We start from the raw sequence: 24,725 nt of genomic DNA on the forward strand, positions 1-24,725 counted from the left end.
GCTGCAGAAAATGCAGAAGCTGAGCGTGAAGAGCAAGCACGCATTGCTGCAGAAAATGCAGAAGCTGAGCGTGTAGAGCAAGCACGCATTGCTGCAGATAAAGCAGAAGCTGAGCGTGAAGAGCAATCACGTATTGCTGCAGAAAATGCAGAAGCTGAGCGTGAAGAGCAAGCACGCATTGCTGCAGAAAATGCAGAAGCTGAGCGTGTAGAGCAAGCACGCATTGCTGCGGAAAAAGCAGAAGCTGAGCGTGTAGAGCAAGCACGTATTGCTGCGGAAAAAGCAGAAGCTGAGCGTGAAGAGCAATCACGCATTGCTGCTGAAAAAGCAGAAGCTGAGCGTGAAGAGCAATCACGCATTGCTGCTGAAAAAGCAGAAGCTGAGCGTGCAGAGCAAGCACGCATTGCTTCGGAAAAAGCAGAAGCTGAGCGTGTAGAGCAAGCACGTATTGCTGCAGAGAAAGCAGAACAAGCACGTATTGCTGCTGAACAAGCAGAAGCTGAGCGTGTAGAGCAATCACGCATTGCTGCGGAAAAAGCAGAAGCTGAGCGTGTAGAGCAAGAACGTATTGCTGCGGAAAAAGCAGAAGCTGAGCGTGAAGAGCAATCACGCATTGCTGCTGAAAAAGCAGAAGCTGAGCGTGCAGAGCAAGCACGTATTGCTGCGGAAAAAGCAGAAGCTGAGCGTGTAGAGCAAGCACGTATTGCTGATGAAAAAGCAGAAGCTGAGCGCTTAGAACAAGAACGCCTTACGGCTGAACTTGCCAAAGAGGAAGCTAAAAAAGCAGATAAACCTAAAAAAGAAGGCTTCTTCTCGCGTCTTAAAAAAGGCTTACTTAAAACAAAACTGAATATAGGCTCAGGTTTTGCGTCAATTTTTAGTGGTAAAAAAATTGATGATGAGCTATTTGAAGAATTAGAAACGCAATTATTAACGGCTGACTTAGGTGTCGATACCACCATGAAGCTGATTGATAATCTGACAGACGCCGCAGATCGCAAGCAACTTAAAGACGGTGATGCACTTTATGATCTGATGAAACAAGAGATGGCATCGATGCTTAAAACTGCAGAGCAGCCGTTAGCGATCCCAAGTGATAAAAAGCCGTTTGTTATTTTAATGGTCGGTGTGAATGGGGTAGGTAAAACCACTACTATTGGTAAGCTTGCTAAGCAATTTCAAAACGAAGGTAAATCAGTGATGCTCGCAGCTGGTGATACTTTTCGTGCCGCCGCGGTTGAGCAGCTTCAGGTTTGGGGTGAGCGCAATGAGATTCCAGTTATCGCGCAGCATACCGGTGCTGATAGCGCGTCAGTGGTATTTGATGCATTCCAAGCCGCTAAAGCCCGCAATGTTGATGTGTTAATCGCTGATACCGCTGGGCGTTTGCAAAACAAAGATAACTTAATGCAAGAGCTTGAAAAAATAGCACGTGTAATGAAAAAAATTGACCCAGATGCGCCACATGAAGTGATGCTCACGATTGATGCTGGTACGGGCCAAAATGCCATCAGCCAAGTGAATCTGTTTAATCAATGCGTTGGTTTAACCGGGATTACTTTATCTAAACTTGATGGTACAGCAAAAGGGGGCGTAATTTTTGCTGTTGCTGATAAGTTCAATATCCCAATCCGTTATATCGGAGTGGGCGAGGGCATAGATGATTTACGTGCATTTAATAGTAACGATTTTATCGATGCACTATTCAGTCAAGACGAGGACGACGCGTAAAATTAGAAGGGGTTTTTACCCCTTTTTTAGCTGAGGGATAATAATGATAAATTTTCAGCAAGTGAGTAAAACATACCCTGGCGGCCATCGCGCCCTGGAAAAAGTAAGTTTTCATATCAGGCCTGGTGAACTTGCTTTTTTAACAGGCCACAGTGGAGCTGGTAAGAGTACTCTGCTTAAACTTATTAGCTTAATGGAGCGGCCATCGGCAGGGAAAGTCTTAATTAATGGCGTTGATCTAAGTGCTGTAAAGTCTAGGCAAATTCCCTATGTACGTCGTGACATTGGTATCATATTTCAAAATCATCGCTTGTTAGAGCGCCATACTATTTTTGATAATGTTGCACTCCCACTCGTTATAGAAGGGACTCATCATAAGCAAATCGCAAAGCGAGTACATGGCGCTTTAGATAAAGTCGGTTTGTTAGACAAAGTGAAATGCCACCCTTCAACGTTATCAGGTGGTGAGCAGCAGCGAGTAGGTATAGCTCGCGCGATAGTTAATTCGCCTCCACTGCTCCTTGCTGATGAGCCAACAGGGAACTTAGATCCAGAGTTATCGATGGACATACTCCGCCTATTTGAAGACTTTAATAAACACGGCACCACAGTATTAATCGCAACCCATGATTTAGGGCTTATTTCGCGTATGCGTTATCGTAGCCTTACTTTGAAAGAGGGGCGAATGAGCCAAGATCCACTGGCTGAGGCGTCATTATGAGTTTGTTATTTAAAGGGCGTGAGAGCCAGAATGAACGAGCTAAAAAATCATTCATAGCGGCTGGGTATTTTTTTGTTTTGAATATTTTCCGCCAAGGCATTCATAGCCTCGGTGAGATGTGGCGAACGCCAATGGCGTCAATGATGACGATTGCAGTGCTAGGCTTAAGCTTAACGTTACCGGCTACATTGTATTTAGTGGTTAAAAATGTTCAGCAAATAAATAGTGGCTTTGAAGAAGCCGCTGAAATCTCATTGTTCGTCAAAGAGTCAATGAGCGGTCAAGAAACACAAACATTAGTCAAGCGTTTAGCGTTATACCCAGAGGTTGATAAAGTCACATTCATTTCAAAACAAAATGCGCTGGTTGAATTTAAAGACGTATCGGGTTTTGGCCAGGCACTTGAGTATTTAGATGAAAACCCGCTACCAGACGTTGTTTTGATCACGCCCACTTCGCGTCATCGCCAAGCCGATGCCGCTCGCGCGCTACTTGCAAAGCTCGAAAAAGAACGTGAGGTGGACTTTGGCAAGCTAGACATTGCTTGGCTTGAACGCCTAAATGCATTACTTAGTTTATTAAAAGAGAGTGTGATCACAATCGCTCTGTTGTTGTTAACCTCCGTGACACTGATTATTGGCAATACAATTCGTTTATCAATAATGGATAAAAAAGAAGAGATTCAAGTTATGAAGCTCGTAGGGGCAACCAACACCTTTATCCACGCGCCTTTTTTATGGACGGGGATTTGGTATGGCATTATTGGTGGCTTGTTTGCTTTTATTTGTGTCGCCTTAATGATGTGGTGGTTAGGCGCAGCTGTTACTGAGGTTGCGGGTGTGTATCAAACACACTTTGATTTAATCGGTTTGAGTGTGTCTGAGTTTGGTTCATTGGTATTATTAGCCACCACACTTGGTTTTGTTGGCTCTTACCTATCAGTGAATCGTTACATTAAAGAAATAGAACCCGATAAAGTGTAACAATGAGTGTATAGAATGACTCAAAGCGTTATAAAAAATAACTTCGGTTGTTTTTTATAACGTTCTTCAAAGCTAGAATTCATCGCATATTCAGACGTTTAAAGTAGAATAAAAAACATCGAAAAAATCACTTGCTTCAATCGAAAAAAAGATTTAAATTGAAGTTAGCACTCTCACTTAAAGAGTGCTAAGATGGTTTCAAATGTTTATCACCGAGGTGAAAAATGAGTAAAGATTTATACGCAATGGCACTCACAGTTGGACAGCAAAGCGCGAGTATTGATGGTTACCTACAAGCGGTAAGTACAATACCTATGTTAGAGGCTGAGCAAGAAAAAGAGTTAGCGACCCGCTTACAGGAAGACGGCGATCTTAATGCTGCAAAGCAGCTCATCATGTCACATCTACGTTTTGTAGCGCATATAGCAAAAGGTTATTCAGGCTACGGCTTACCACAAGCGGATTTGATTCAAGAAGGCAACATCGGTCTGATGAAAGCCGTAAAACGTTTTGATCCTTCAGTGGGCGTACGTCTGGTATCATTTGCAGTGCATTGGATAAAAGCAGAAATCCACGAATTCGTGCTTAAAAACTGGCGTATCGTTAAGGTTGCGACCACGAAAGCACAGCGTAAATTGTTCTTTAATTTACGTAAAAATAAAAAGCGCCTAGGTTGGTTTAACCAAGCAGAGGTAGCAACTGTAGCGAGCGAGCTAGGTGTTAGCGAAAAAGAAGTACGTGAAATGGAATCGCGCATGAGCGGCCAAGACATGGGCTTTGATTTAACTGGCGACGATAATGACGACGCACCAAGCAGCACTTACTCGCCAGTACAATACTTAACGGATGGTAGTAACGATTTAGCTGATGAAGTTGAACAACAGCAGTGGCAAGAGCAATCTCATACACGCTTATTTAATGCATTAAAAACACTGGACGAGCGTTCACAAGACATCGTCAGTGCGCGTTGGTTGTCAGATGATAAGGCAACTTTGCAAGAGCTTGCTGCAAAGTACAGTGTATCAGCTGAACGTGTTCGCCAGCTTGAAAAAACAGCGATGAAAAAGCTACAAGCAGCAATGAGCTAACGCATAGCATTGTATAAAATTTAAAAGCCCCGCATGAAAATGCGGGGCTTTTTGTGTTTAGGGAAGCTTTAGTGAGTTATTAACACAGAGTTTAAGAGGCGCCGCGCTTCAGAGTTATCAACGTAGGTTGGTTTGAGCGCAGCGAAACCCAACGAAAAAACACCCAACCAACGAGCGTCAGTGTTTTGCATTATTGGCTGTCTTGAATGTGGTATGAGCGGACACAGGTAACGCCGCGTTAATTAGTGAGCAACGCCACCAACATATCTAAACCAATGTGCTGTGAATACGAAATTGAAAGCCAACTAAAAGTGCTGAACTTTGCGAATCTACCTTATTATGCTTATGATAAAATTACATGTAATAGAGCTTACCGATAGTTTCCGTTTGATGAGACCACCTTCACCCCAGTTAAATGATTACACTCAAGTAACAATTTTACATCTTTAGGTGAAAAAGATGAATTTGGGCCAATGATAACCTCTCTTAACGCATTTTTATTTTCACCACAAAATTGTAAGCCCATATAAGGTACTAACCCGTATTTGGAAACTCTAAATTGTATTTCTCCGTCTTCTATTTTGTTACCTGTCTGTTTCGAATGAATTACCGAGTCATCACTCAAGTAAGCAACAAGTCGAACTTCTTCTTCTTCGCGATAGAATTCACTTTTGTAGAAAATTGATAGCTTGGATAGTTCATGAGCTAGACTTAGATCGTAAGTATTAAAGCCTTTCATCACAAAGCTACTTTCACTAACTTTATGTTTGGAGATTAATTCATAAGCTTTTTCAATTAAAAAGTTCTTACTATAGTTAACCTCATCAGATTGAATATGTTTATTTATATCCAACAGAGCTTCTATATCAAAACCTAGCGATAAACCTGAGCCATTACTAGCATATGCTCTCCATTGGCTTAGCATATCCCCTTGTTTCGTAAATGACGTGCTTAAAACCCTATTAGAGTGTTTGGCATGTCTATATTTTAGCCAAGGAACATGCTCTGGATAAATCTCCCCAAACTTTGAAATTACTATGTTAAATCCCAAGTTATATTCAGAAGGATCATTCATTTTTTCTAGATCTGACATCCAAAGTTGTTTTGAATTTATTATCGGAACAAACGAATCGATAGCGCAGTAGTGATAAATCATATAGTTAAAATTTACTCTTCGGTTTAGATAGCTTGCCCAAGGAAGCAGAACTGCATATTGAACATCATTTTGGTGGTTTATAACACACCAAAGTGGTGTATATTGTATTCTATAATGGTGTTTCCTATAATCCCCTTTGTAAACAAGTGATTAAAATAGCTAGAAATTAAGCATTTTATTTTACATTAAAACGGCGGTTAATAATGTTATCAGAAAAGTTAGGCTCCAATTCACAAATGCAGAAATAAATTTAACTTTTTCAATGACTATATCTCGCTCAAAGCTGTCTATTAACTCATACCTTTAATCGTTGGGTTTCGTTGCTCTCAACCCAACCTACGTGATTAATTTAACGACGGACTATGCTGTTTGACTAGCAACTAGCAACTAGCAACTAGCACCTAGAACCTAGAACCTAGAACCTAGCTCCTTTCCCTTATAACTTTAAAGCTTACCTTGCATTAACCGCTTTAGGTTCAGCTTGTGCGAGCTGTATGTATTTTCGCTCTACCAGCTGTGATAGCGGCACGAGTTCAAACCCTTGTTGTTCTAGCTCAGGGAGTTTGCGCGATAAAAACTCAATAGTTTCAGGGTAGGGGTGAGCAATGGCGATAGCGAAATTATAACGCTGAGCTTTGTGTTTGAGTTCATCCAATCTAAATTGCAGCTGTTGCTCATTGGGGATGTTGTCTAAAAATACATGGCGGCCAACATTTTCTACCCCGTACAGGTTTGCCACGTTTTGGGCTTGGCTTAACCCTGTGGTGCGGCTGTCTAAAAAGTACAGGCCACGTTGTTTGAGTACTTCCATTGTCCACTTCATTGGTGTGCTTTTTTGGGTCAGGTCTGAGCCCATATGATTATTAACGCCTTTAACTTGTGGAAGGCTTGCAAGTGCATTGTAAAGCGTACTTTGTAACTGCTCTTTATTCATATCATTGGTCAGTGCGCCAGGGCCGAGTGCTTTAGTTTGATCCAGCGCTTGCATTGGGATATGCAGTAAAAGCTCTTTATTAGTCTGACTGGCTAATTGCGCAAATATTTGAGAAAACGGGGTGTGGGGCAAAATCGAATACGAAATTTTACCAGGAAGGTTGAGAGTTTCTAGGTCGCGTTGATGGTTGCCAATATCATCAATCACGATGGCTATTTGTTTACTGTGTACATAACTAGGTAAAAGGCAAATAGCCATAATTAGCAAAAGTATTTTTTTCAAATTTATAGTTTTTATTATCTTTTTATTTAAGCTATTTCACTTCATAGTAAGCAACTGCTTAGCTTTTAATAACTGTTGATCGGTTGGGTTATCACTAAACCACGCACCGTTGCTGTTTCCTTGTTCAGTTTTTATTATAGCGACTTTATTTATTTGTGAAAGTGTTGATTTATTAATCGCTACATCAGGGGCAACCCCTATTCCGTCAATTGATTTTCCAGAAGGTGAAAAGTATTTAGCCGTTGTTAGTTTTAAAGCTGTATTACCGTTACCTAAGGGTATTAATGATTGTACCGAGCCTTTGCCATATGATTTATTGCCAACTAAAGTAGCTCGTTGGTTGTCTTTTAACGCTGCGGCAAGTATCTCGGCGGCTGATGCCGAGTTTTCATTGATCAATACAACAATAGGGGAGCCATTTAAAATATCACCTGCACTGGCTTTATAGTGTTGGTTGGCATCATAAAAGCGTCCTTTTGTGGTGACAATTGTGCCATGCTGTAAGAACAAATCAGCAACGGCAACCGCACTTTGTAATGTACCACCTGGGTTATCACGTAAATCTAAGACAAGCCCTGTTAGTGTTTTACCATAGTTATTTTCAAGTTGTGCAAGCTGGCGCGAAACATCGTGTAATGTGTGGTTGCTAAAGCTTTTAATCGCCATATAACCCACACCATAGTCATACAATGCGCTTTTCACGCTTTCAATGTTAATCTCTCTTCGGGTGAGTGCAAAGCTAAGAGGTTGCAGAATATTGTTGCGCTTGATGCTTAACTGCACTGTCGCTGATTCACTCTTTAAAATCATATTTGCGACTTGGCTTATATCTTTATTGGCAACCGGTTGATTATTGATAGCAAGAAGAATGTCATTTTGTTTGATACCTGCGCTATGGGCAGGGGAATTGTTTAGTGCATTAATGATGACAATTTGGTCGTCTTTGGCTTGTACTTCAATACCTAAACCTGTGTATCGGCCATTAGTGCTATTAAATAGGGCGTCTAGTTCACTTTCATCAAGGTATTTTGAGTAGGGATCAAGTTGATTTAACAGTGTTTCGAATTGATGTTTATCATTAAAGCTACTTTGCAGGGAAAGATCTTCCACATAGTAAGCATGAATATTAAATAGAATTTCGTGTTGCTGTTGTTTCTTTAGCTCATGGATAGAAGTAACGGCAAAGCCGTTTAGGCTAAAGCATATAAAAAACATTACCATTAAACATTTGATGGTATTGTTGCTGGCTAAACAATTGGTTAGACGATCAATAATTGTGTGTGTTGTTGGCATCAGCTGCTCCCCATTGGGTGCAGCACTGTTTAGTCAATTAAATGCGTCTGCACCATTTTACAGGATTTACTGCGCGTCCTTTGTGGCGTAATTCAAAGTATAGACCAGAATTTGCTTGTCCGCCGCTTTGCCCAACTAAAGCTATAATATCGCCTTTACGTACTGTGTCGCCCACATCTTTGAGTAGAGTTTGTGTATGACCATACAGGCTCATAAACCCTTCACCATGATCTACTACAATCACCCAGCCGTAGCCTTTAAGCCAATCGGCATATACAACTTGCCCGTTATGAATACTGCTTACTTGACTGCCTTCATTAGCGCTTATTAGAACTCCTTTCCAATCAATACCGCTATGCTTTCGCTGACCAAAGCGATGTGCAAGTTTACCTTTTGTTGGCCAATTTAAACGCCCTTTACTTGATTGTAAGCCAATCAGCTCAATGGTCTGATTTTTCTCTTTTTCGAGCTCTTGTAAGGTGGTAACAAGGGTTTTTTCGTTTTCTTTTAAATAGTTTATGGCGCCTTTAGTCGAATCAAGTTTCGCTTTTAATTCGCTAATATTATTCTTACGTTGTTTTTGCGCATCAACCAATGCTTGGTGTCGAGATTTTTGCTCTTGGTGTAATGCGACAAGGTGTTTTTTAGATTGTTCAAGTTCGGTTTGAACTGCTTCTATCTCAACCATTAACGCTTTTAATTCTTCTATTTGCTCGATGCGGGCTTTGTTAAGGTAGTTGTAGTAACTAAGGGTGCGTTCTACTTGTGCCGTGTTTTGCTGATTTAGGAGCATCTTTGCGTAGTCATTACCGCCTGACATATACGCACTTTTTAGTTGTGCAGCGAGTACGCGTTGTAGATTTTGTTGTTGTTGTTTTAATTTATTAGCTTGGCGTTGCTGTTTAGCTTGCTGTGCTTCGGTATCTTTAATCGATTGTTTTGCAATCGAGAGTGCCTTTGCATTCTTCGCTATGTTTAGTTCATATGCTTTTAAGGATTGTTGTAGTTTTGCAATGTCTTTGCGTTGTGCTGCTAATTCGGCTTCACTTTTCTTTAACGCATTTTGAATTTCAGAGAGGTCTTTTTTAGTACGGTCTTCATTCGCTATTGCCGGGGCAATAGCGAATGAAGTAAGTATTAACAGACTAATAATAAACAGGTTAACACTTTTTAGCATGATTTATTTCAATGTCATGATAGGTGTGCCAGTCATTTCGCTAGGCTGTTCCATGCCCATTAGGTGTAGCATCGTTGGCGCTACGTCACTCAGTGCTTTACCATCACTTGGAGTGGCGTCACGGCCAATATAAATGAAGGGAACAGGCTCGCTGGTATGTGCTGTATGTGCTTGCCCTGTTTTTGGGTTTGCCATTTGCTCTGCGTTACCATGATCTGCGGTAATAAGTGCTTCACCACCAAATTCATCAAGCGCAGCTATTACACGGCCAATACAAGTATCAACCGCCTCACAGGCTTTTACAGCGGCTTCAAATACGCCTGAGTGACCAACCATATCGCCGTTAGGGTAGTTACAAATAATGGCGTCGTATTGCCCACTTTTAATTGCATTGACCAGTTTGTCCGTGAGCATTTCTGAGTTCATCTCAGGTTGCAGGTCGTAGGTTGCAACTTGTGGCGATGGAATTAACTCGCGTGTTTCACCTGCAAACTCGTTTTCACGGCCACCACTAAAAAAGAAGGTCACGTGTGCGTATTTTTCTGTTTCAGAAATACGCAGTTGAGTTTTATCGTGCTTCTCGAACCACTCACCTAATACATTAACAAGTGGCTCTGGGGCAAATGCAGCAGGTGCATCAATGTCAGCGGCATATTCTGTTAGCATAACAAAGCCGCTTAGTTGAGGGGCTTTTTTCTTGGTAAAGCCATCAAAATCGGCATCAACAAAGGCACGTGTCATCTCGCGGGCGCGGTCGGCTCTAAAGTTTAAGAATATAACTGTATCGCCATCATTGATTTGCACTGCATTTTGATTTTCGGTTGCAATTGTTGTTGCAGCAACAAACTCATCGTTTTCGTCACGCTCATATGCCGCAGCAAGTGCGTCAACACCGTTAGCAAAATTGTACTGTGCAATGCCGCTAACCATTAAGTCATACGCTTGCTCAACACGATTCCAGCGGTTGTCGCGGTCCATTGCATAATAACGACCAACGATAGAGGCTAAGCGACCGCAGTTTAACTCGCTAAATAACGTTTCTATTCGTTCAATTGAGGCTTGGGCACTGCGTGGTGGTGTGTCACGGCCATCTAAAAATGCATGAAAATAGACCTCTTTCGCACCACGCTTTGCTGCCATTTTGATTGCAGCAACAATGTGGTCTTCATGACTATGAACGCCGCCTGGGCTCAAAAGACCCATTAAATGCACAGCTTTACCTGCGTTTACTGCTTTGTCGATATTTTCAACAAGCGTTGGGTTGTGCTCAAACTCACCGTCGTCAATTGATTTGGTAATGCGGGTGAAGTCTTGATAAACAATACGCCCAGCACCTAGGTTGACGTGACCCACTTCAGAGTTACCCATTTGACCATCAGGTAGACCAACATCTAAACCAGACCCAGAAATTAATGTATGTGGGCGTGTTGCCCAAAGCTCATCCAATACCGGCGTGTTTGCCGCTAAAATGGCGTTGCTTTGAGTGTCTTCACGGTATCCCCACCCATCTAAGATCATTAATACGAGAGGTTTTTTATGTGGTGTCATTATAGCTCCTGAAATATGCAACCTGTTGGATGCTTAGCATACCGTGTTTTTGCTTGTGGATCAGCATTCAAATCAGGATATTAAAATATTTCACTCTCTGGTAATTTTTCATCAAGCACGTATACTTGCGAGGCTAGATTATAGCCCTGTTATTAATAACCCTAGCGCCTTTGGCGCGGGACAATTTTCATAGTGGAAGTCGCATGGAACAATATATTGAATTTATCGGAAATCATCCGATTTTAAGTTTAGCGTGGGTCGCTTTAGTTGCGCTAATTGTGGGTGGGTGGTTTAAAAGTAAATTTTCAGCAATCCGTCAAATAAACCCGCAACAGTTAACGTTATTGATTAATCGTGAGGACGGCTTAGTTGTTGATATACGAGCACAAAAAGAATTTAATAATGGCCGCGTTGCGGGCGCAGAGCATTTAAATCCTGAAAAAGCCAAACAATCTGACTTTTCAAGCCTTGAAAAGCATAAGAGCAAACCCATTATATTAGTATGTACAACAGGCATGACTGCCTCAGGTATTGCAACAGCGATGCATAAAGCTGGGTTTGAGTCGGTTTATGTATTATCAGGTGGTATGGGCGCATGGCAAAATGCAGGCCTACCAACCACAACAGGCCGTTAATTTTATTTAGCGGGTCGATAGAGGAATTAGTATGAGTAATGTTGTTCTTTACACCAAAGCGTATTGCCCTTTCTGTCAACGTGCTTTGGCACTGCTTGAAAGTAAAGGCGTCGCGTTTAAAAATATTGATATTGGTGTACAGCCTGAGCTTCGCGCTGAAATGATAAAAAAAGCAGGTGGCGCGAGCACAGTACCGCAGATCTTTATTAATGATGAACATATCGGCGGTTGTGACGACATGATGGATATTGAGGCTCAAGGCAAACTTGATGCTAAATTAAGCGCTTAAAAATTAATTAACGTATTTATTATAAAAACGATTAAAGTTAGGAATTACAATGAACGAAGAAAATCAAAACGTAGCAGCTCAAGAATCTGGCGCACAATTTAGCATTCAACGTATTTACACAAAAGATGTGTCTTTTGAAACACCAAACTCGCCTGCTATTTTTCAAAAAGAGTGGACACCTGAAGTTAAACTAGACCTTGATACACGTTCTAACAAATTAGACGAAGGCCTGTTTGAAGTCGTGCTAGCATTGACTGTAACAGCTTCAATTGGTGACGAAACTGCGTTTTTATGTGAAATTCAGCAAGCAGGTATTTTTACTGTAGGCGACGTTGAAGAAGTACAACTTGCTCATATGCTAGGTGCTTTTTGCCCTAATGTTTTATTTCCGTATGCACGTGAAGCGGTGTCTAACTTGGTTAATCGTGGTACGTTCCCTCAGCTTAACCTTGCACCTGTTAACTTTGATGCTTTGTTTGCACAGTACATGCAGCAGCGTGCAGCACAAGCTGATCAGGCAACTGCAGACGCATAATTTATGAGTACAGCAAATTCAGCTGTTACTGTATTAGGGGCGGGGTCTTATGGCACCGCCCTTGCTATTTGTTTAGCCCGAAATGGTCATCAAGTGACACTTTGGGGTCGCAATAGCGATGACGTTGCCACGCTTTCAGCTGAGCGGAAGAATCAACGTTACTTACCCGATGTTACCTTTCCTGACACACTTCGCCTTGAGTCTGATTTACACAGTGCCGTTGGTGACAGTCAAATAATTTTGGTGGTTGTGCCAAGCCATGCATTTGGCGACACATTACAACAGATTAAGCCATCTTTACGTGACGGTGCCGAAGTTGCTTGGGCTACAAAAGGCCTCGAGCCAAATACTGGGCGTTTATTACAAGAAGTTGCACAACAAGAGTTGGGTGATGATGTGCCACTTGCTGTTGTATCAGGTCCTACTTTTGCGAAAGAAATGGCGATGGGTTTACCAACGGCTATTTCAGTGTCTTCCACATCAACGACGTTTGCTAAGCAATTAGCTGACTTACTACATTGCGGGCGCTCCTTTAGGGTTTATAACAATAACGACTTTATTGGTATACAGCTTGGTGGTGCGGTTAAGAATGTAATTGCGATTGGTGCTGGAATGTCTGATGGCTTTGGTTTTGGCGCGAATGCGCGAACAGCTCTCATTACACGTGGTTTGGCTGAGCTTTGCCGTTTAGGGTGTGCACTTGGCGCAAAGTCAGAAACCTTTATGGGCATGGCTGGTCTTGGAGATTTAATTCTAACCTGTACAGACAATCAATCTCGTAATCGCCGCTTTGGTTTAGCGTTAGGCGGAGGTAAAGGGGTGGATGCTGCTATCGAGTCAATAGGGCAGGTTGTTGAAGGTTATCGTAATACCAAAGAAGTGTATTTACTTGCCCAGCGTACGGGGATTGAAATGCCCATTACAGAACAAATTTATCAAGTCCTTTATGAGAATAAAGACGTGAAAGAAGCAGCCATGGCATTATTAGGCCGAGAGCAAAAGTCTGAATAGTATTTAGTTCTTAAAAGCCAAAAGCGCGATTTTATATCGCGCTTTTTTAATCTATAGAGAAAGGCGGTTATAAGCAACACGTTATTCTGCGTTAGGAAATCCAAGCTGGCGCCATGATTCATACACAAATACAGCTACCGCATTAGATAGATTCATACTGCGACTATCTGCTTGCATAGGAATACGCACGCGTTGCTCATTGGGTAATGCTTGGATCATTTCATCAGGCAAACCTCGAGTCTCAGGACCAAATACTAAGCTGTCACCCGCTTCATATTTGGCTTGATGATGGAACTGACTGCCCTTCGTGGTGCAAGCGTACACTTTTTTAGGTTTGCACTTTTCTAAGTAAGCTTCAAATGAGGCGTGACGCTGCACATTGCTAAACTCATGATAGTCTAAGCCCGCTCTTTTAACGCGTTTATCATCCCACTCGAAACCCAGTGGTTCAATTAGGTGAAGTGCAAACCCAGTGTTAGCACACAGGCGTATAATATTACCGGTATTAGGCGGAATTTCAGGTTGGTATAAAACGATATCGAGCATGAATGTGCCTTATTAGAAACTAATTTTTACTCATGTGAGTATACACTAAACGTTTCAAAAAAATGATATACTCTGACTATAAGAGCAGCTTACGTATAGGTAAAAAAGTGCATAATCGCAGTTATGAATTTTGGGTGAAAACGGCCAGTGTAGTAACTATGGTTATGGTTAGCCTAATGATTGCCACCAAATGTTGGGCATGGTTAGCGTCAGGCTCAGCGTCTATGCTTGGCTCTCTTACTGATTCATTAATGGATATTACCGCCTCTGCAATGAGCTTTTTAGTGTTGGGTTATGCGCTTCGCCCTGCTGATGATGATCATCGTTTTGGTCATGGTAAAGCGGAGGCGTTAGCGGGGCTAGGGCAAGCTGCATTTATTGCAGGATCGGGGTGTTTACTTGCATTTCACGGCATTGAACGCTTATTTAACCCCGTTGAATTAAGTCATTCAATGCTCGGGGTTTGGGTAAGTGCATTTGCAATTTTGTGTACGCTCGTGGTGGTGTTTGTACAAACTAAAGTGATTAACCACACTGATTCAATTGCTATAAAAGCCGATTCGGTTCACTACAAAGGCGACCTTATCTTAAATGCTGCCGTCTTAGTTGCCATTTTATTAGCGGGAAATGGCGTGCAGTATGCAGATCCCATTTTCGCGATTGGTGTTGCAGGGTACCTGCTTTATAACAGTTGGGATATTGCACGGCAAAGCGCGGATCACTTAATGGATAAAGAGCTGCCAGATGATGAAAAAGCTCAGATAGTTGACATTGCAAACAGCCACAATGACGTTTTTGGTGTGCACGATGTTCGCACTCGTCAAGGCGGAAAAGTGAAGTTTATCCAAATGCATTTAGAGCTTGAAGACACACTCCCACTTATCCGAGCACACTATGTAGCTGATGAAGTTGTTGATATGATTCAGCAGCAATTTGAGTGTGAAATGGATATCCTCATTCACCAAGATCCTTTATCGTTAAGTCAGGCTCAAGTAAGTGAGCGACAAAATTCGTAAAACCGAGTGAGCACGGCCTTGCGAATACTATCTTGCTCAAATAGAAGTTCATGTTTAGCATCGGTAAAGGTTTCTAAAGTCGCACTCTTCTGTAAGTGAGTGATGGTGTGTTGGGCTGTGTTATCAACCACAGTATCTAACTGCGCGCTGGCAATAAACATGGGTATAGCGAGTCTGGATGATTGGGCTTGTTTAATGAATTGAAAGGCTGCATTTAGCCAGCCATAAGTCACACCGCCTAACTGTACGCTCGGCTCTTGCTGGTAAATTTGTCTAAATAATTGGTAGCGAACTTCGCTGCTAGTTAATGTGTTTAGGGCAAACGGTTCTGGTTTGTAGTCGCCCTGTCCGAAAGCGTATAGCTTATTTAAACCAATTAAACATGCCATACTGGCGACTAATTTAGCGATAGGTTTTGGTGTGCCTTTGGTGTATATATCAAACATAGGGGCAGATAAAAAAACACCGCTGTAGTTATGCTCAAATCGGGTTAAATAATCAAATGCAATTGCCCCACCCATGGAGTGGCCAAGTATGATTTTTTTTCCTTGCCATTGTTTATTAACGATTGTTGAGTCAAATAAGGCTAAGTCGTGTGCATAATCAGAAAATACATTCACAAAGCCTTTGTGAATGTTCTTTAACGACCTATAAGAACGCCCTTGCCCTTGATGGTCTAGAATAAATACAGCGTAGTTGTTTTTGTATAACTCCCACATTAACTCTCTGTACTTATCTAGCCCTTCAATGCGCCCTGAACTAATCAGTATTGCGGTATGGGCTTGCTTAGGAATAGCATAACCATAGTACAAACCACCATTAGGGGTTGATAGATGTTGCTTGGTCACATGGTGAGTAAAAAAATCATTAATGTGTGTTTGGTGCTCAAGAAGCGCCTGCTCAGAACTGTAAAACATAACTATAGCTGCTTGTTTATAGGTAAAACAATACGCACACTTAACCCACCCTGTGCTTGATTGTGAAGTGTTAAATGCCCTGCATGTGCTGTAATCGCATTTTTTGCTATCGCAAGGCCTAAACCTGTGCCACCACTGGTTCTGTCTCTGGCATCAGATTGTCTAAAAAACGGTTCACATAATCGGGCTAAATTGTGCGGCTCAACCCCAGGGCCATCATCGTTAATTTCTATATTAATGGTGTCTGTTAATGAGAGTTTGATAAAAATTGAGTGTACTGCATATTTTATCGCATTACGCAGAATATTCTCAAGCGCACTGGCGAGTAAGCTTTCATCACATTGTATATCAATGTCAAGCTGCCCTTCGACATGCAATGTTTTATTGCTTTGCTTAGCTTCAAATTGTGCATCATTTAATACATGTGTGATGATTACTTGCATAGATTGTTCATGTAATGAAAGAGGCTGGCTTTTTGCTTCTAATCGTGAAACCTGTAGTACGTCAGCAATCATCTTATCAAGCTGATTCGCTTCTTTTTCAATGCGCAGTAAATAGGTTTGATTTTGATCTTCAGCTTGCATTTGGGCAAGGCCTGTGGCCATTTTTAGGCGAGTAAGCGGGGAGCGAAGCTCATGAGAAATGTCAGCAAGTAATCGTTTTTGCGCCGCAATTAGTTGTTCAATTTGCGTCGCCATACTATTAAAATCACGCCCTAATATGCCTAGTTCATCCTGTCTGCCTGCATTAATGTTTGCACGGGCTGTCAGGTCACCTTGCGAAAGCTTATTCGCGGCTTGTTTTAAATGAGTGATAGGGGCTATTAAGTTTCGGCTAAAGACAAAACTAAGGGCTAATGAAGCAACAAAAGCAACGGCTATTTTTAGCCATGTAGGCATTAATTTTAAGCGGATAAAAAACGGAGGATGATTGTTTTCATCTATTTCGTATAAATAAAATATGCCCTCAGGGAGGGTTGTTTTAATCGGCCCAAATGCCATAAAGTTTTCAGTAAAAATAGCTTGTGGAGCCATGGTTTTAGTAAAGTTTATTAGGCTCAAATCAACGTTATTTGCAGGAGGGCGGCTTGTGAGCGAGTTTTCTGATTGCTCTGAACTTAAGTAGAGCAGTTTACGTTTAGCTAGTCGCGGGTTCTGTAAAATATCGGTTGCGGTTCTATTATGTTTTAACGCAATTCGTTCAATACTTTTGGCCGTGTATTGTAAGTTTTTAAGCACGGGGCCTTGTAGCTTTTCATTGCTAACTTGGTTGGTTGCAAGGTTACTTAAAAATACGAGTGAAGTGATAGTGCCAACTACAGTGAGCCAAAACCAAATAAATATTTTAAAAAACAAAAAATCTTTTGGATGTCTTATCCACGCAAAGCGCGCTGCTTTATTCTCCTTGGATAAAGACATAGCCCGCCCCTCGCATTGTTTTAATTCGTTCAGTGCTGTTGTACTCAGCAATTTTTTTACGAATGTTACTCACGTGCATATCGATTGAGCGATCAAAAGCAGCTAAACGTCTGCCCAGTACCTCTTCACTTATCTGTTCTTTGCTGACAACCTGGCCTGCACTTTTAACCAGCAAAGCAAGTACCTCATATTCGGTGCCTGTTAAACTTAGCTTACATTCATCTACATACGCTTCGCGGGCAGCAAGGTTGATGATTATATTATTTACATTAAGCTTATTTGTCTGGTTATTACTTAAGCTTGTTATATGTTCTATGCGGCGAGTAATTGCTTTTACTCTTGCGAGCAACTCACGGTGGTTAAACGGTTTTGGAATATAATCATCAGCGCCGAGCTCTAAGCCAAAAATGCGGTCAAAATCTTCACCTTTCGCAGTTAGCATAATGACAGGTGTTAATTTTGTTTGCCTAAGTCGCTTTAAAACATCAAAGCCATCGAGCTTAGGTAACATGACATCAAGTAAAATAAGAGCATAATCGCCATTAAGGGCGGCTTTAAGGCCTTGTTCACCATCGTGCTTACATTCAATTTTATAGCCTTGTGCGCAGAGGTATTCACTTAGTAGTTCGCATAAGCCTGTATCGTCATCAATCATCAATAGTTTCATTCAGCTGCCCTTATCATGCTGCAATAATGCTATTTTACGCTTTAAAGTGCGCAAAAGTGAACCTTTACACAACCTTTACATTGCTTTGCGTTGCTTTGCATTGTAACGGATATAGTTAACTCACTGGCTTCGTAGCCATAACCAACCCAACTATCAAGGTGATGAGTATGACTAAAATAAACACGCTTTCAAAATTTGTATTAATTTGTGGTTTAGCAACCGCCACGCTTGGTGCCAGCAGTGCATTGGCAAAAGGCGGCATGTATGAAAAACAGGGCAACCCATCAGCACGTTTTTTATTATCAGATCGTGCCGCTGAGAAACTAAATTTAACGGATGAGCAGCAAGCTAAACTGAGCGCTATTTTTGAAACACAAAAAGAGCAAATGAAAGCTTTAAAAGGCAGTAACAAAGAAGCTCGTAAAACTCAACGAGCTGAACATAAAGCAAAGATGGATGTATTGCTATTAGCTCCTGCGTTTGATGAAAATGCCGCGAAAGAGCTGCTAAATGAGCGTAATGAAAAACATGAGCAATTTGGACTCATTAAGTTGAAAACGCAGCATCAAGTGATGCAGGTACTTAATGGTGAGCAGCAAGAAAAGTTGGCTAAAATACAACAGCGATTAAATAAAAAGCATAGTAAGTAAAGATGGATTAGGCAAAGTGTACATTCAGTATCAAAAAGCCAGCATTAAGCTGGCTTTTTAGGGTTAAAACATACTAGCTCGTTTATTTAAAAAAGTTGTCATCGTTTTTAGCAAGCATCTCTTCAATGTCTTCAATCATGTCTTGGCTTAGTTCTTCGGCAGATGTGATGGGCGCTGAAATTTTATTATTTTCAAATGACCACTCGCCTAAATCAATCAATTGGCAACGCTTAGAACAAAAAGGGCGGTGCGGACTTTGCTCTGACCATTCAACACTAGCTTTACAGGTTGGGCAATTAACAACAGTTGGCATAACATTTCTCGTACAAATAATTTTAGTTTAAAAGCTGGTAACTCGGTTTATTTCAGCCAGGGAGGTGACACCTGCTGCCGCTTTTCGAAGACCCGATAAGCGTAAATTATTAAATCCTGATCGTAGTGAAACCTCTGCTATTTCCAGCGAATTACCGCCACGCATAATGATCTGTGCTATTTCAGGAGTAATTTGCATTACTTCGTAAACACCCACACGACCTTTATACCCCTCGGTACAGCTATCACACCCTTTGGGTGCAAAAAGTGTAAGTTCACTGATTTGCTGCGGCGTAAAGCCTTGGCGTTGCAGCTCTTCGGCAGGTAATGTTTCAGGTGTTTTACACTTAGAACACAGACGGCGAGCCAATCGCTGAGCAATAATTAAACTAATTGAACTTGCGACGTTATAAGCAGGCACACCCATATTTAATAAGCGGGTAAGCGTTTCGGGTGCGGAGTTAGTATGTAATGTTGACATAACTAAGTGACCTGTTTGGGCCGCTTTAATCGATATTTCAGCGGTCTCCAGATCACGGATCTCACCAACCATCACGACATCAGGATCTTGGCGCAGGAACGCTTTTAGCGCATTGGCAAAGGTCATATCTGCTTTAGGGTTGATTTGTACTTGGTTAATCCCTTCGAGATTAATTTCAACGGGATCTTCTGCGGTGCTGATATTACGTTCAGGCTGATTGAGAATATTCAAACCTGTGTACAATGATACCGTTTTACCTGAACCTGTGGGACCGGTAACTAAGATCATGCCTTGTGGTTGTTGCAGCGCATCCATGTAGAGCTTTTTCTGCTCAGGTTCATAACCTAGTACATCAATTCCCAGCATCGCACTGGATGAATCGAGGATACGCATTACTATTTTTTCACCCCACAGAGTCGGCAGCGTACTCACACGAAAATCGATACTTTTACGTTCAGTAATTTTAAGCTTGATACGGCCATCTTGTGGTTTGCGCTTTTCGGCAATATCTAAACGTGACATCACTTTAATACGCGCTGATAAACGAGTGGCTAAACTGTTTGGAGGGCTGGCCATTTCATGCAAAATACCATCAATACGAAATCGCACGCGGTATTTGTGCTCATAGGGTTCAAAGTGAAGATCGGACGCGCCTTTTTTAATGGCGTCCATCAAAATTTTATTGATATAGACGATGATTGGCGCATCGTCTTTATCTTCGTCAGTGTTTTTTTGTGGCTCATTTGATGAGTCTGTATCAAGATCCGCAAACTCTTTAAACTCATCTTCGCTGAGATGCAAGCTGCCAGTGGCATCAAGTAGTTGCTCAATTTTATTATCGAGCTGGCGGTAATCCACAACAACCACTTCGCAAGAAAGGCCGGTGCTAAATTCAAAGTTTTCAAATGCGCCGTAATCAGTCGGATCTGATGCTGCTATGTATAACTTACGGCCTTTTTTAACGAGAGGCAGGATATGGTGTTGCCTGATCAGTTTTTCTTTTATCAGATCTTTGGGGATTAACTCAACATCAAAATCTTTTAGATCAAAGTGGGGAACACGAAACAAATCAATACACTGTTCTGCTAACTCTTGACCACTAATCCCACTGCATTTAGCTATAAGCTCAGCCGTTGAGTTAAATTCACGTTGCTTTAGTTTGACGGCTTCTGCGTCAACACGGCCTAACGTGATAAATTTTCGAAGTAATGGTGAATTAATATTCATTGTGCACCCAGTAAAATCCTTTCATGCTCGCAATTTATCAGAAAAAAGAGGGGTAGAACATCAGTCTTGTCATTTTAGCGTAATTTACCAACAAAAAAGCGCAAGTTTCTTTATTGCTGTGTATTTAGCGGCCCACAGTATTCGTTGTTTTACGCTTTTTTGCATGGATTAAATATTGCGAGTGTAGTTTTTCTACATCACTTGCAACCAGCTTTAAGGCGCGATTATTATCAAGTACATCATCTGCTCTTGTTAGCTTATCTTCACGCTTCATTTGTGACGCGATGATACTTTTTGCTTGCTGCTCACTTACATTATCGCGGCGAACAGTTCTATTTAGTTGTACTTCGACGGGTACGTCAACAACTAATGTATGTTGGCAGTATTGATCTAAATTATTTTCAAATAAAAGCGGGGCAACGAGTACAACATATTCACTGTTTGCGCTGTTTAAATCGCTGAGTATTTTTTCTCTGATTAGTGGGTGTAATAAATTATTTAACCACGTTTTTTTAGTTTCATCGGCAAAAATAATATGGCGTAAATGTGCGCGATTTAAAGAGCCATCATCGTTTAGTACGTCATCTGTGAAGTGGGCTGTTATTGCGTGTAACCCTTCTGTGCCTGGGGCGACGACTTCTCGTGCGACTATATCGGCATCCACGACAGTGCTCCCTAATTGTTCAAACATGTCACTCACAGCACTTTTGCCTGAACCAATGCCGCCAGTTAAACCCAGTACCCAATTATCAATTGTATGAGTTGCTAGCATATTAATAACCTAAGGTATTAAAGTAGTAGTGCTGAATGTGTTCGCCCCACAATAATGTTACCCAACCTGCGATAGCTAAATAAGGGCCAAAAGGAATTGGCGTGGCTTTATCTTTACCTTGAATACTTAACAAAATAATACCCATTACTGCGCCAACGACACTAGAGAGCAAAATAATGGTGAGTAATGACTGCCAACCAAGTAGGGCACCGAATACAGCAAGTAATTTAAAGTCACCATACCCCATCCCTTCTTTACCCGTTATTAGTTTAAATAACCAAAAAACACTCCATAAGCTTAAATACCCGCAAGCAGCACCAATAATTGCCTCTTCTGGGGAAACGGCTGTGACGCCAAACACAGACGCGATTAATGCAAGCCAAACTAAAGGAAGTGTCAATTGATCCGGTAGTAACATGTGGTCAATATCAATAAAGGTCAACGCAACAAGCACCCACGTGATCGCGATATAAAGTAGCGCTAAATCAGACGCCCCCAAATTTATTGCGATAACCAAGCTGAGTAGGGCAGTCAGCATCTCAATAATAGGATAGCGAACTGAAATTGGGTTTTCGCAACTGGCACACTTACCTTTGAGTAATAGCCAACTAATAACAGGAATATTCTGCCAAGGTTTAATCGCTGTTTTGCATTTAGGGCAGGTTGAATTGGGCTTAATTAGATTAAACACGTCAGGAGAAGGTTTATCTGCCTTTTTGAGTTCATCACCCAGTAAAATTCGGCACTCTGTTTGCCATTCACGTTGCATCATTTTTGGAATGCGATAAATAACCACATTTAAAAAACTGCCCACGCACACACTTACAAGCCCTACTGTGAGTAAATAAAACCATAAATGACTTTGCATAACAGTGATTATGTCGAGAAAAAATTCGTGCATTAAACTACCTAAACCTAAATACGAAAAATAATTAAATAACAGCACCAAGTTGGAAAATTGGTAAATACATAGCAATGATTAACCCGCCAACCAGCACACCGAGCACCGCCATAATTAGTGGCTCAAGTAAGCTTGATAGGCCATCGACGGCATCGTCTACTTCTTGTTCATAAATGGTCGCAACTTTTGCCAGCATGCCATCTAATGAGCCAGACTCTTCACCAATGGCGACCATTTGAACCACCATATCGGGGAAGATTTTTGAGTTACGCATGGCCCAGTTCATTTGGTTACCAGAACTAACCTCTGCTTTAATATCTAAAATAGCATAGCGGTAAACCGCATTGCCTGACGCGCCAGCGGCAGAGTCGAGTGCATCAACGAGGGGGACACCGGCAGCAAAGGTGGTTGAAAGTGTGCGGGCATAGCGTGCTACAGCCGCTTTATTTAAAATCATACCGATGACTGGGAGTTTTAAAATAGCACGGTCGGTTGCATCGCGAAGTTTTTTACTTTTCAGTAGCGCTTCTTTATAGGTATAACCAAACCCGACAATCGCAATGAGGATAATCCACCAATATTCTTGCATAAACTCAGAGATACCAATCACCATTAAGGTAAAGGCTGGCAGCTCTGCGCCAAAGCCAGCAAAAATATCTTGAAACTGGGGTACTACAAATATAAGTAGAATAGAGGTAACAATAAGTGCGACTACCAAAACGGCAATAGGGTAAAACATGGCTTTTTTTATTTTTGATTTCAGCGCTTCTGACTTTTCTTTGTAAAGCGCAACGCGGTCAAATATTTTATCAAGCGCACCGGATTGCTCCCCTGAGGCAACTAAATCACAATATAAATCATCAAAATAACGCGGGTGCTTTCGCAGAGCGTTGGATAATGTGCCACCGGCTTTTACTTCGTCACCAATCGTCTCCATTAGTTTGCCAACACTTTTATTACTGGCACCTGTACCAATCATTTCAATGGCTTGGATAAGGGGCACGCCAGCCATTAACATGGTGGCAATTTGTCGGGTAACTAATGCAATGTCTTTTGGTGTAATCTTTTGCATACGCACGCCGAATAACGGTTTGGCTTTGCGTTTTACTTTAGAGGGAGTAATGCCTTGTTTACGAAGCTGTGCCTTGACTAACGCGATACTGGTTCCATTTAATTCACCTTCAAGACGCTTGCCTCTGGCACTCACGCCAACCCACTCAAAAGTGTCTTGTCCTTTTTTATCCGCTTCTTTAGCCATTACTTATCCAAGTTGAGTTCAGAAATAAATTCATACTTACACCCATATTAGCTAGGTTTAGTCCCTTAAACAATTGATTAGGTAAACTTTAGCTGATTAAATAGTTCTTGGGTGTGAAATGGTTTTCTAATAGGAGTAAATTGTGCCGTGAATGAAATATATACTAAAAAAATCAAGTGGGTATGCCTACACTTTTTAATCGGTTTTACCGTTTTATCTGCAGTTGGAATATTTATATATACCCAGTGGTTTTATGCTGGGAGGTATCACCTAACAGATTTATTTGGCTTAGCGAGTATTGTTGTTTTAATTGACCTTGTGCTTGGTCCAATACTGGGTTTTTGGTTGTTGTCTCCTAATAAATCTAAAAAGGAAAATATGACAAACCTCGCGTTAATAGCTTCACTCCAGTTGATCTCTTTAGGTTACGGGGTAAAACAAATTGACGGCCAACGACTTGCCTATATTATCAAGTGGCAAACATCATATTTTGCTGTATCTAAAAATGACGCAAGGGGTGAACAAGCGCTTGAACGCTTTTATGTGTTTGCAGAACCAGAGGTTGGCAGCCAAAAGCGGATTGCCTATGATAATTTTATTAGCCAGTCTATTTCACCTGTGGAAATGAAAGAATTCTTTGTATTGTCTGATTTTGAAACTGAGTGCGAAACCATATGTGGTGTGATCACTAAAAACGGCATTGTAAATGTAACTCAAAAAAATAATGAGCTGATATTTAACAAGTCCCTTCACTGATGCAGGTGCTTGCTGAGGATAACTCCCATAGTAACTGGTTTGAATTAACGTTTGCGAGCATGATATAGGTATCACCACTATTAGATTTTGATGCTTCACTGCTTGCTGTGGAAGTTAAAGTGAAAGTGCCTGAACTATTTGATATCTCAATGTTAGCGATAAAGTTTGGGGTTGTGTAGTCAGACTTTTTGATACCCACTTTAGTGAAAGAGTCGCAATTATCGAGCGTTTCTTTGGTATAAAAACAAACTTCGATAGCTCGTTGTAACGCATTCGACGCGAGCACGACTTCGGTAAACTTAGCCCGCTTGAAGTGGTTGTTATAGGCAGGAAGAGCTAATGAGATCAAAATGCCGATTATGGCAATGATCATCATTAGCTCTATAAGAGTAAACCCTTTAGGCTTAATCACAATTATACA

At 41.4% G+C, this 24,725-nt stretch carries 26 protein-coding genes; 11 read left to right on the top strand and 15 right to left on the bottom strand.

Features of this window, described 5'->3' with window-relative positions; all coding sequences use genetic code 11:
* From ftsY to rpoH, 4 genes are all read left to right on the top strand, one after another.
* Window positions 1-1,731, top strand: a 1,731-nt coding sequence (gene ftsY / locus ATS75_RS17050; RefSeq protein ID WP_058561627.1) for a signal recognition particle-docking protein FtsY, incomplete at its 5' end; no start/stop codon positions are given.
* Between the two features lie 43 nt (window positions 1,732-1,774).
* Window positions 1,775-2,452: a cell division ATP-binding protein FtsE gene (ftsE, locus tag ATS75_RS17055; protein WP_058561628.1), complete on the top strand. Its 678-nt coding sequence runs from the start codon at window positions 1,775-1,777 to the stop codon at window positions 2,450-2,452.
* Window positions 2,449-3,435, top strand: coding sequence for a permease-like cell division protein FtsX (gene ftsX / locus ATS75_RS17060; RefSeq protein ID WP_058561629.1), 987 nt, complete (start codon window positions 2,449-2,451; stop codon window positions 3,433-3,435). Before ftsE ends, ftsX begins: the two co-directional genes overlap by 4 nt.
* Before the next feature lie 224 nt (window positions 3,436-3,659).
* Window positions 3,660-4,523: an RNA polymerase sigma factor RpoH gene (gene rpoH, locus ATS75_RS17065; RefSeq protein WP_058561630.1), complete on the top strand. Its 864-nt coding sequence runs from the start codon at window positions 3,660-3,662 to the stop codon at window positions 4,521-4,523.
* A 370-nt stretch (window positions 4,524-4,893) separates the two neighbouring features.
* Here rpoH and ATS75_RS17070 read toward each other — a convergent pair whose 3' ends face one another.
* From ATS75_RS17070 to gpmM, 5 genes are all read right to left on the bottom strand, one after another.
* A complete protein-coding gene (locus tag ATS75_RS17070) occupies window positions 4,894-5,616 on the bottom strand; it encodes a DUF2971 domain-containing protein (protein WP_161936910.1) in 723 nt (240 codons plus the stop codon).
* Window positions 5,617-6,130: 514 nt separating this feature from the next.
* Window positions 6,131-6,871 carry a divergent polysaccharide deacetylase family protein gene (locus tag ATS75_RS17075; protein WP_058561632.1) on the bottom strand — a complete coding sequence of 247 codons (741 nt, stop codon included), beginning with the start codon at window positions 6,869-6,871 and terminating at the stop codon, window positions 6,131-6,133.
* Window positions 6,872-6,931: 60 nt separating this feature from the next.
* On the bottom strand, window positions 6,932-8,188 hold the full coding sequence (locus ATS75_RS17080) for a S41 family peptidase (protein ID WP_082665509.1): 1,257 nt from the start codon (window positions 8,186-8,188) through the stop codon (window positions 6,932-6,934).
* A 37-nt stretch (window positions 8,189-8,225) separates the two neighbouring features.
* Window positions 8,226-9,365: a murein hydrolase activator EnvC family protein gene (locus tag ATS75_RS17085; RefSeq protein WP_058561633.1), complete on the bottom strand. Its 1,140-nt coding sequence runs from the start codon at window positions 9,363-9,365 to the stop codon at window positions 8,226-8,228.
* A 3-nt stretch (window positions 9,366-9,368) separates the two neighbouring features.
* Window positions 9,369-10,913 (bottom strand): 2,3-bisphosphoglycerate-independent phosphoglycerate mutase, encoded by a 1,545-nt coding sequence (gene gpmM, locus ATS75_RS17090; RefSeq protein WP_058561634.1) that lies wholly within the window; start codon window positions 10,911-10,913, stop codon window positions 9,369-9,371.
* A 203-nt stretch (window positions 10,914-11,116) separates the two neighbouring features.
* On the opposite strand from gpmM, the gene ATS75_RS17095 reads away from it, so the two are divergent.
* From ATS75_RS17095 to gpsA, 4 genes are read left to right on the top strand one after another with little or no spacing between them, the layout of a single operon-like run.
* On the top strand, window positions 11,117-11,548 hold the full coding sequence (locus ATS75_RS17095; RefSeq protein WP_058561635.1) for a rhodanese-like domain-containing protein: 432 nt from the start codon (window positions 11,117-11,119) through the stop codon (window positions 11,546-11,548).
* A 31-nt stretch (window positions 11,549-11,579) separates the two neighbouring features.
* The gene (gene grxC, locus ATS75_RS17100; protein ID WP_058561636.1) at window positions 11,580-11,837 is read left to right on the top strand and encodes a glutaredoxin 3; all 258 of its coding nucleotides are present in this window, start codon (window positions 11,580-11,582) and stop codon (window positions 11,835-11,837) included.
* 49 nt (window positions 11,838-11,886) lie between these two features.
* Window positions 11,887-12,372, top strand: a complete 486-nt coding sequence (gene secB, locus ATS75_RS17105) for a protein-export chaperone SecB (RefSeq protein WP_058561637.1) — start codon at window positions 11,887-11,889, stop codon at window positions 12,370-12,372.
* A gap of 3 nt (window positions 12,373-12,375) precedes the next feature.
* On the top strand, window positions 12,376-13,383 hold the full coding sequence (gpsA, locus tag ATS75_RS17110; RefSeq protein WP_058561638.1) for an NAD(P)H-dependent glycerol-3-phosphate dehydrogenase: 1,008 nt from the start codon (window positions 12,376-12,378) through the stop codon (window positions 13,381-13,383).
* Window positions 13,384-13,464: 81 nt separating this feature from the next.
* On the opposite strand, the gene trmL is transcribed toward gpsA, so the two are convergent.
* A complete protein-coding gene (trmL, locus tag ATS75_RS17115; RefSeq protein WP_058561639.1) occupies window positions 13,465-13,929 on the bottom strand; it encodes a tRNA (uridine(34)/cytosine(34)/5-carboxymethylaminomethyluridine(34)-2'-O)-methyltransferase TrmL in 465 nt (154 codons plus the stop codon).
* 107 nt (window positions 13,930-14,036) lie between these two features.
* On the opposite strand from trmL, the gene ATS75_RS17120 reads away from it, so the two are divergent.
* On the top strand, window positions 14,037-14,945 hold the full coding sequence (locus tag ATS75_RS17120; RefSeq protein WP_082665510.1) for a cation diffusion facilitator family transporter: 909 nt from the start codon (window positions 14,037-14,039) through the stop codon (window positions 14,943-14,945).
* On the opposite strand, the gene ATS75_RS17125 is transcribed toward ATS75_RS17120, so the two are convergent.
* Genes ATS75_RS17125 through ATS75_RS17135 form a run of 3 tightly spaced genes read right to left on the bottom strand, consistent with a single transcriptional unit; the run spans window position 14,918 to window position 17,947 of the window.
* Entirely contained in the window at window positions 14,918-15,862 is a 945-nt protein-coding gene (locus ATS75_RS17125) for an alpha/beta fold hydrolase (protein WP_058561640.1), read from the bottom strand. The genes ATS75_RS17120 and ATS75_RS17125 overlap by 28 nt on opposite strands.
* Before the next feature lie 2 nt (window positions 15,863-15,864).
* Window positions 15,865-17,280, bottom strand: a complete 1,416-nt coding sequence (locus ATS75_RS17130; protein ID WP_058561641.1) for an ATP-binding protein — start codon at window positions 17,278-17,280, stop codon at window positions 15,865-15,867.
* Window positions 17,258-17,947 (bottom strand): response regulator, encoded by a 690-nt coding sequence (locus tag ATS75_RS17135; protein WP_058561642.1) that lies wholly within the window; start codon window positions 17,945-17,947, stop codon window positions 17,258-17,260. Before ATS75_RS17135 ends, ATS75_RS17130 begins: the two co-directional genes overlap by 23 nt.
* A gap of 167 nt (window positions 17,948-18,114) precedes the next feature.
* Here ATS75_RS17135 and ATS75_RS17140 point away from each other — a divergent pair, with 167 nt between their 5' ends.
* A complete protein-coding gene (locus ATS75_RS17140) occupies window positions 18,115-18,597 on the top strand; it encodes a Spy/CpxP family protein refolding chaperone (protein WP_058561643.1) in 483 nt (160 codons plus the stop codon).
* A gap of 82 nt (window positions 18,598-18,679) precedes the next feature.
* On the opposite strand, the gene yacG is transcribed toward ATS75_RS17140, so the two are convergent.
* The 5 genes from yacG to ATS75_RS17165 all read right to left on the bottom strand — a co-directional run bounded on the left by yacG (window position 18,680) and on the right by ATS75_RS17165 (window position 23,548).
* The gene (yacG, locus tag ATS75_RS17145; RefSeq protein WP_058561644.1) at window positions 18,680-18,910 is read right to left on the bottom strand and encodes a DNA gyrase inhibitor YacG; all 231 of its coding nucleotides are present in this window, start codon (window positions 18,908-18,910) and stop codon (window positions 18,680-18,682) included.
* A gap of 27 nt (window positions 18,911-18,937) precedes the next feature.
* The gene (pilB, locus tag ATS75_RS17150; protein ID WP_058561645.1) at window positions 18,938-20,617 is read right to left on the bottom strand and encodes a type IV-A pilus assembly ATPase PilB; all 1,680 of its coding nucleotides are present in this window, start codon (window positions 20,615-20,617) and stop codon (window positions 18,938-18,940) included.
* Window positions 20,618-20,741: 124 nt separating this feature from the next.
* The gene (gene coaE, locus ATS75_RS17155) at window positions 20,742-21,389 is read right to left on the bottom strand and encodes a dephospho-CoA kinase (protein ID WP_058561646.1); all 648 of its coding nucleotides are present in this window, start codon (window positions 21,387-21,389) and stop codon (window positions 20,742-20,744) included.
* Between the two features lies 1 nt (window position 21,390).
* Window positions 21,391-22,290, bottom strand: coding sequence for a prepilin peptidase (locus ATS75_RS17160; RefSeq protein WP_058561647.1), 900 nt, complete (start codon window positions 22,288-22,290; stop codon window positions 21,391-21,393).
* 31 nt (window positions 22,291-22,321) lie between these two features.
* Window positions 22,322-23,548, bottom strand: coding sequence for a type II secretion system F family protein (locus ATS75_RS17165; protein ID WP_058561648.1), 1,227 nt, complete (start codon window positions 23,546-23,548; stop codon window positions 22,322-22,324).
* A gap of 147 nt (window positions 23,549-23,695) precedes the next feature.
* Here ATS75_RS17165 and ATS75_RS17170 point away from each other — a divergent pair, with 147 nt between their 5' ends.
* Complete coding sequence (locus tag ATS75_RS17170) at window positions 23,696-24,304, top strand: hypothetical protein (RefSeq protein ID WP_058561649.1); 609 nt, start codon at window positions 23,696-23,698, stop codon at window positions 24,302-24,304.
* On the opposite strand, the gene ATS75_RS17175 is transcribed toward ATS75_RS17170, so the two are convergent.
* Window positions 24,285-24,716 (bottom strand): pilin, encoded by a 432-nt coding sequence (locus ATS75_RS17175; RefSeq protein WP_082665511.1) that lies wholly within the window; start codon window positions 24,714-24,716, stop codon window positions 24,285-24,287. The two genes, ATS75_RS17170 and ATS75_RS17175, sit on opposite strands and share 20 nt — an antisense overlap.
* Window positions 24,717-24,725: the final 9 nt, after the last annotated feature.

It is taken from the genome of Pseudoalteromonas sp. H105, assembly GCF_001469215.1.
GTDB lineage: Bacteria > Pseudomonadota > Gammaproteobacteria > Enterobacterales > Alteromonadaceae > Pseudoalteromonas.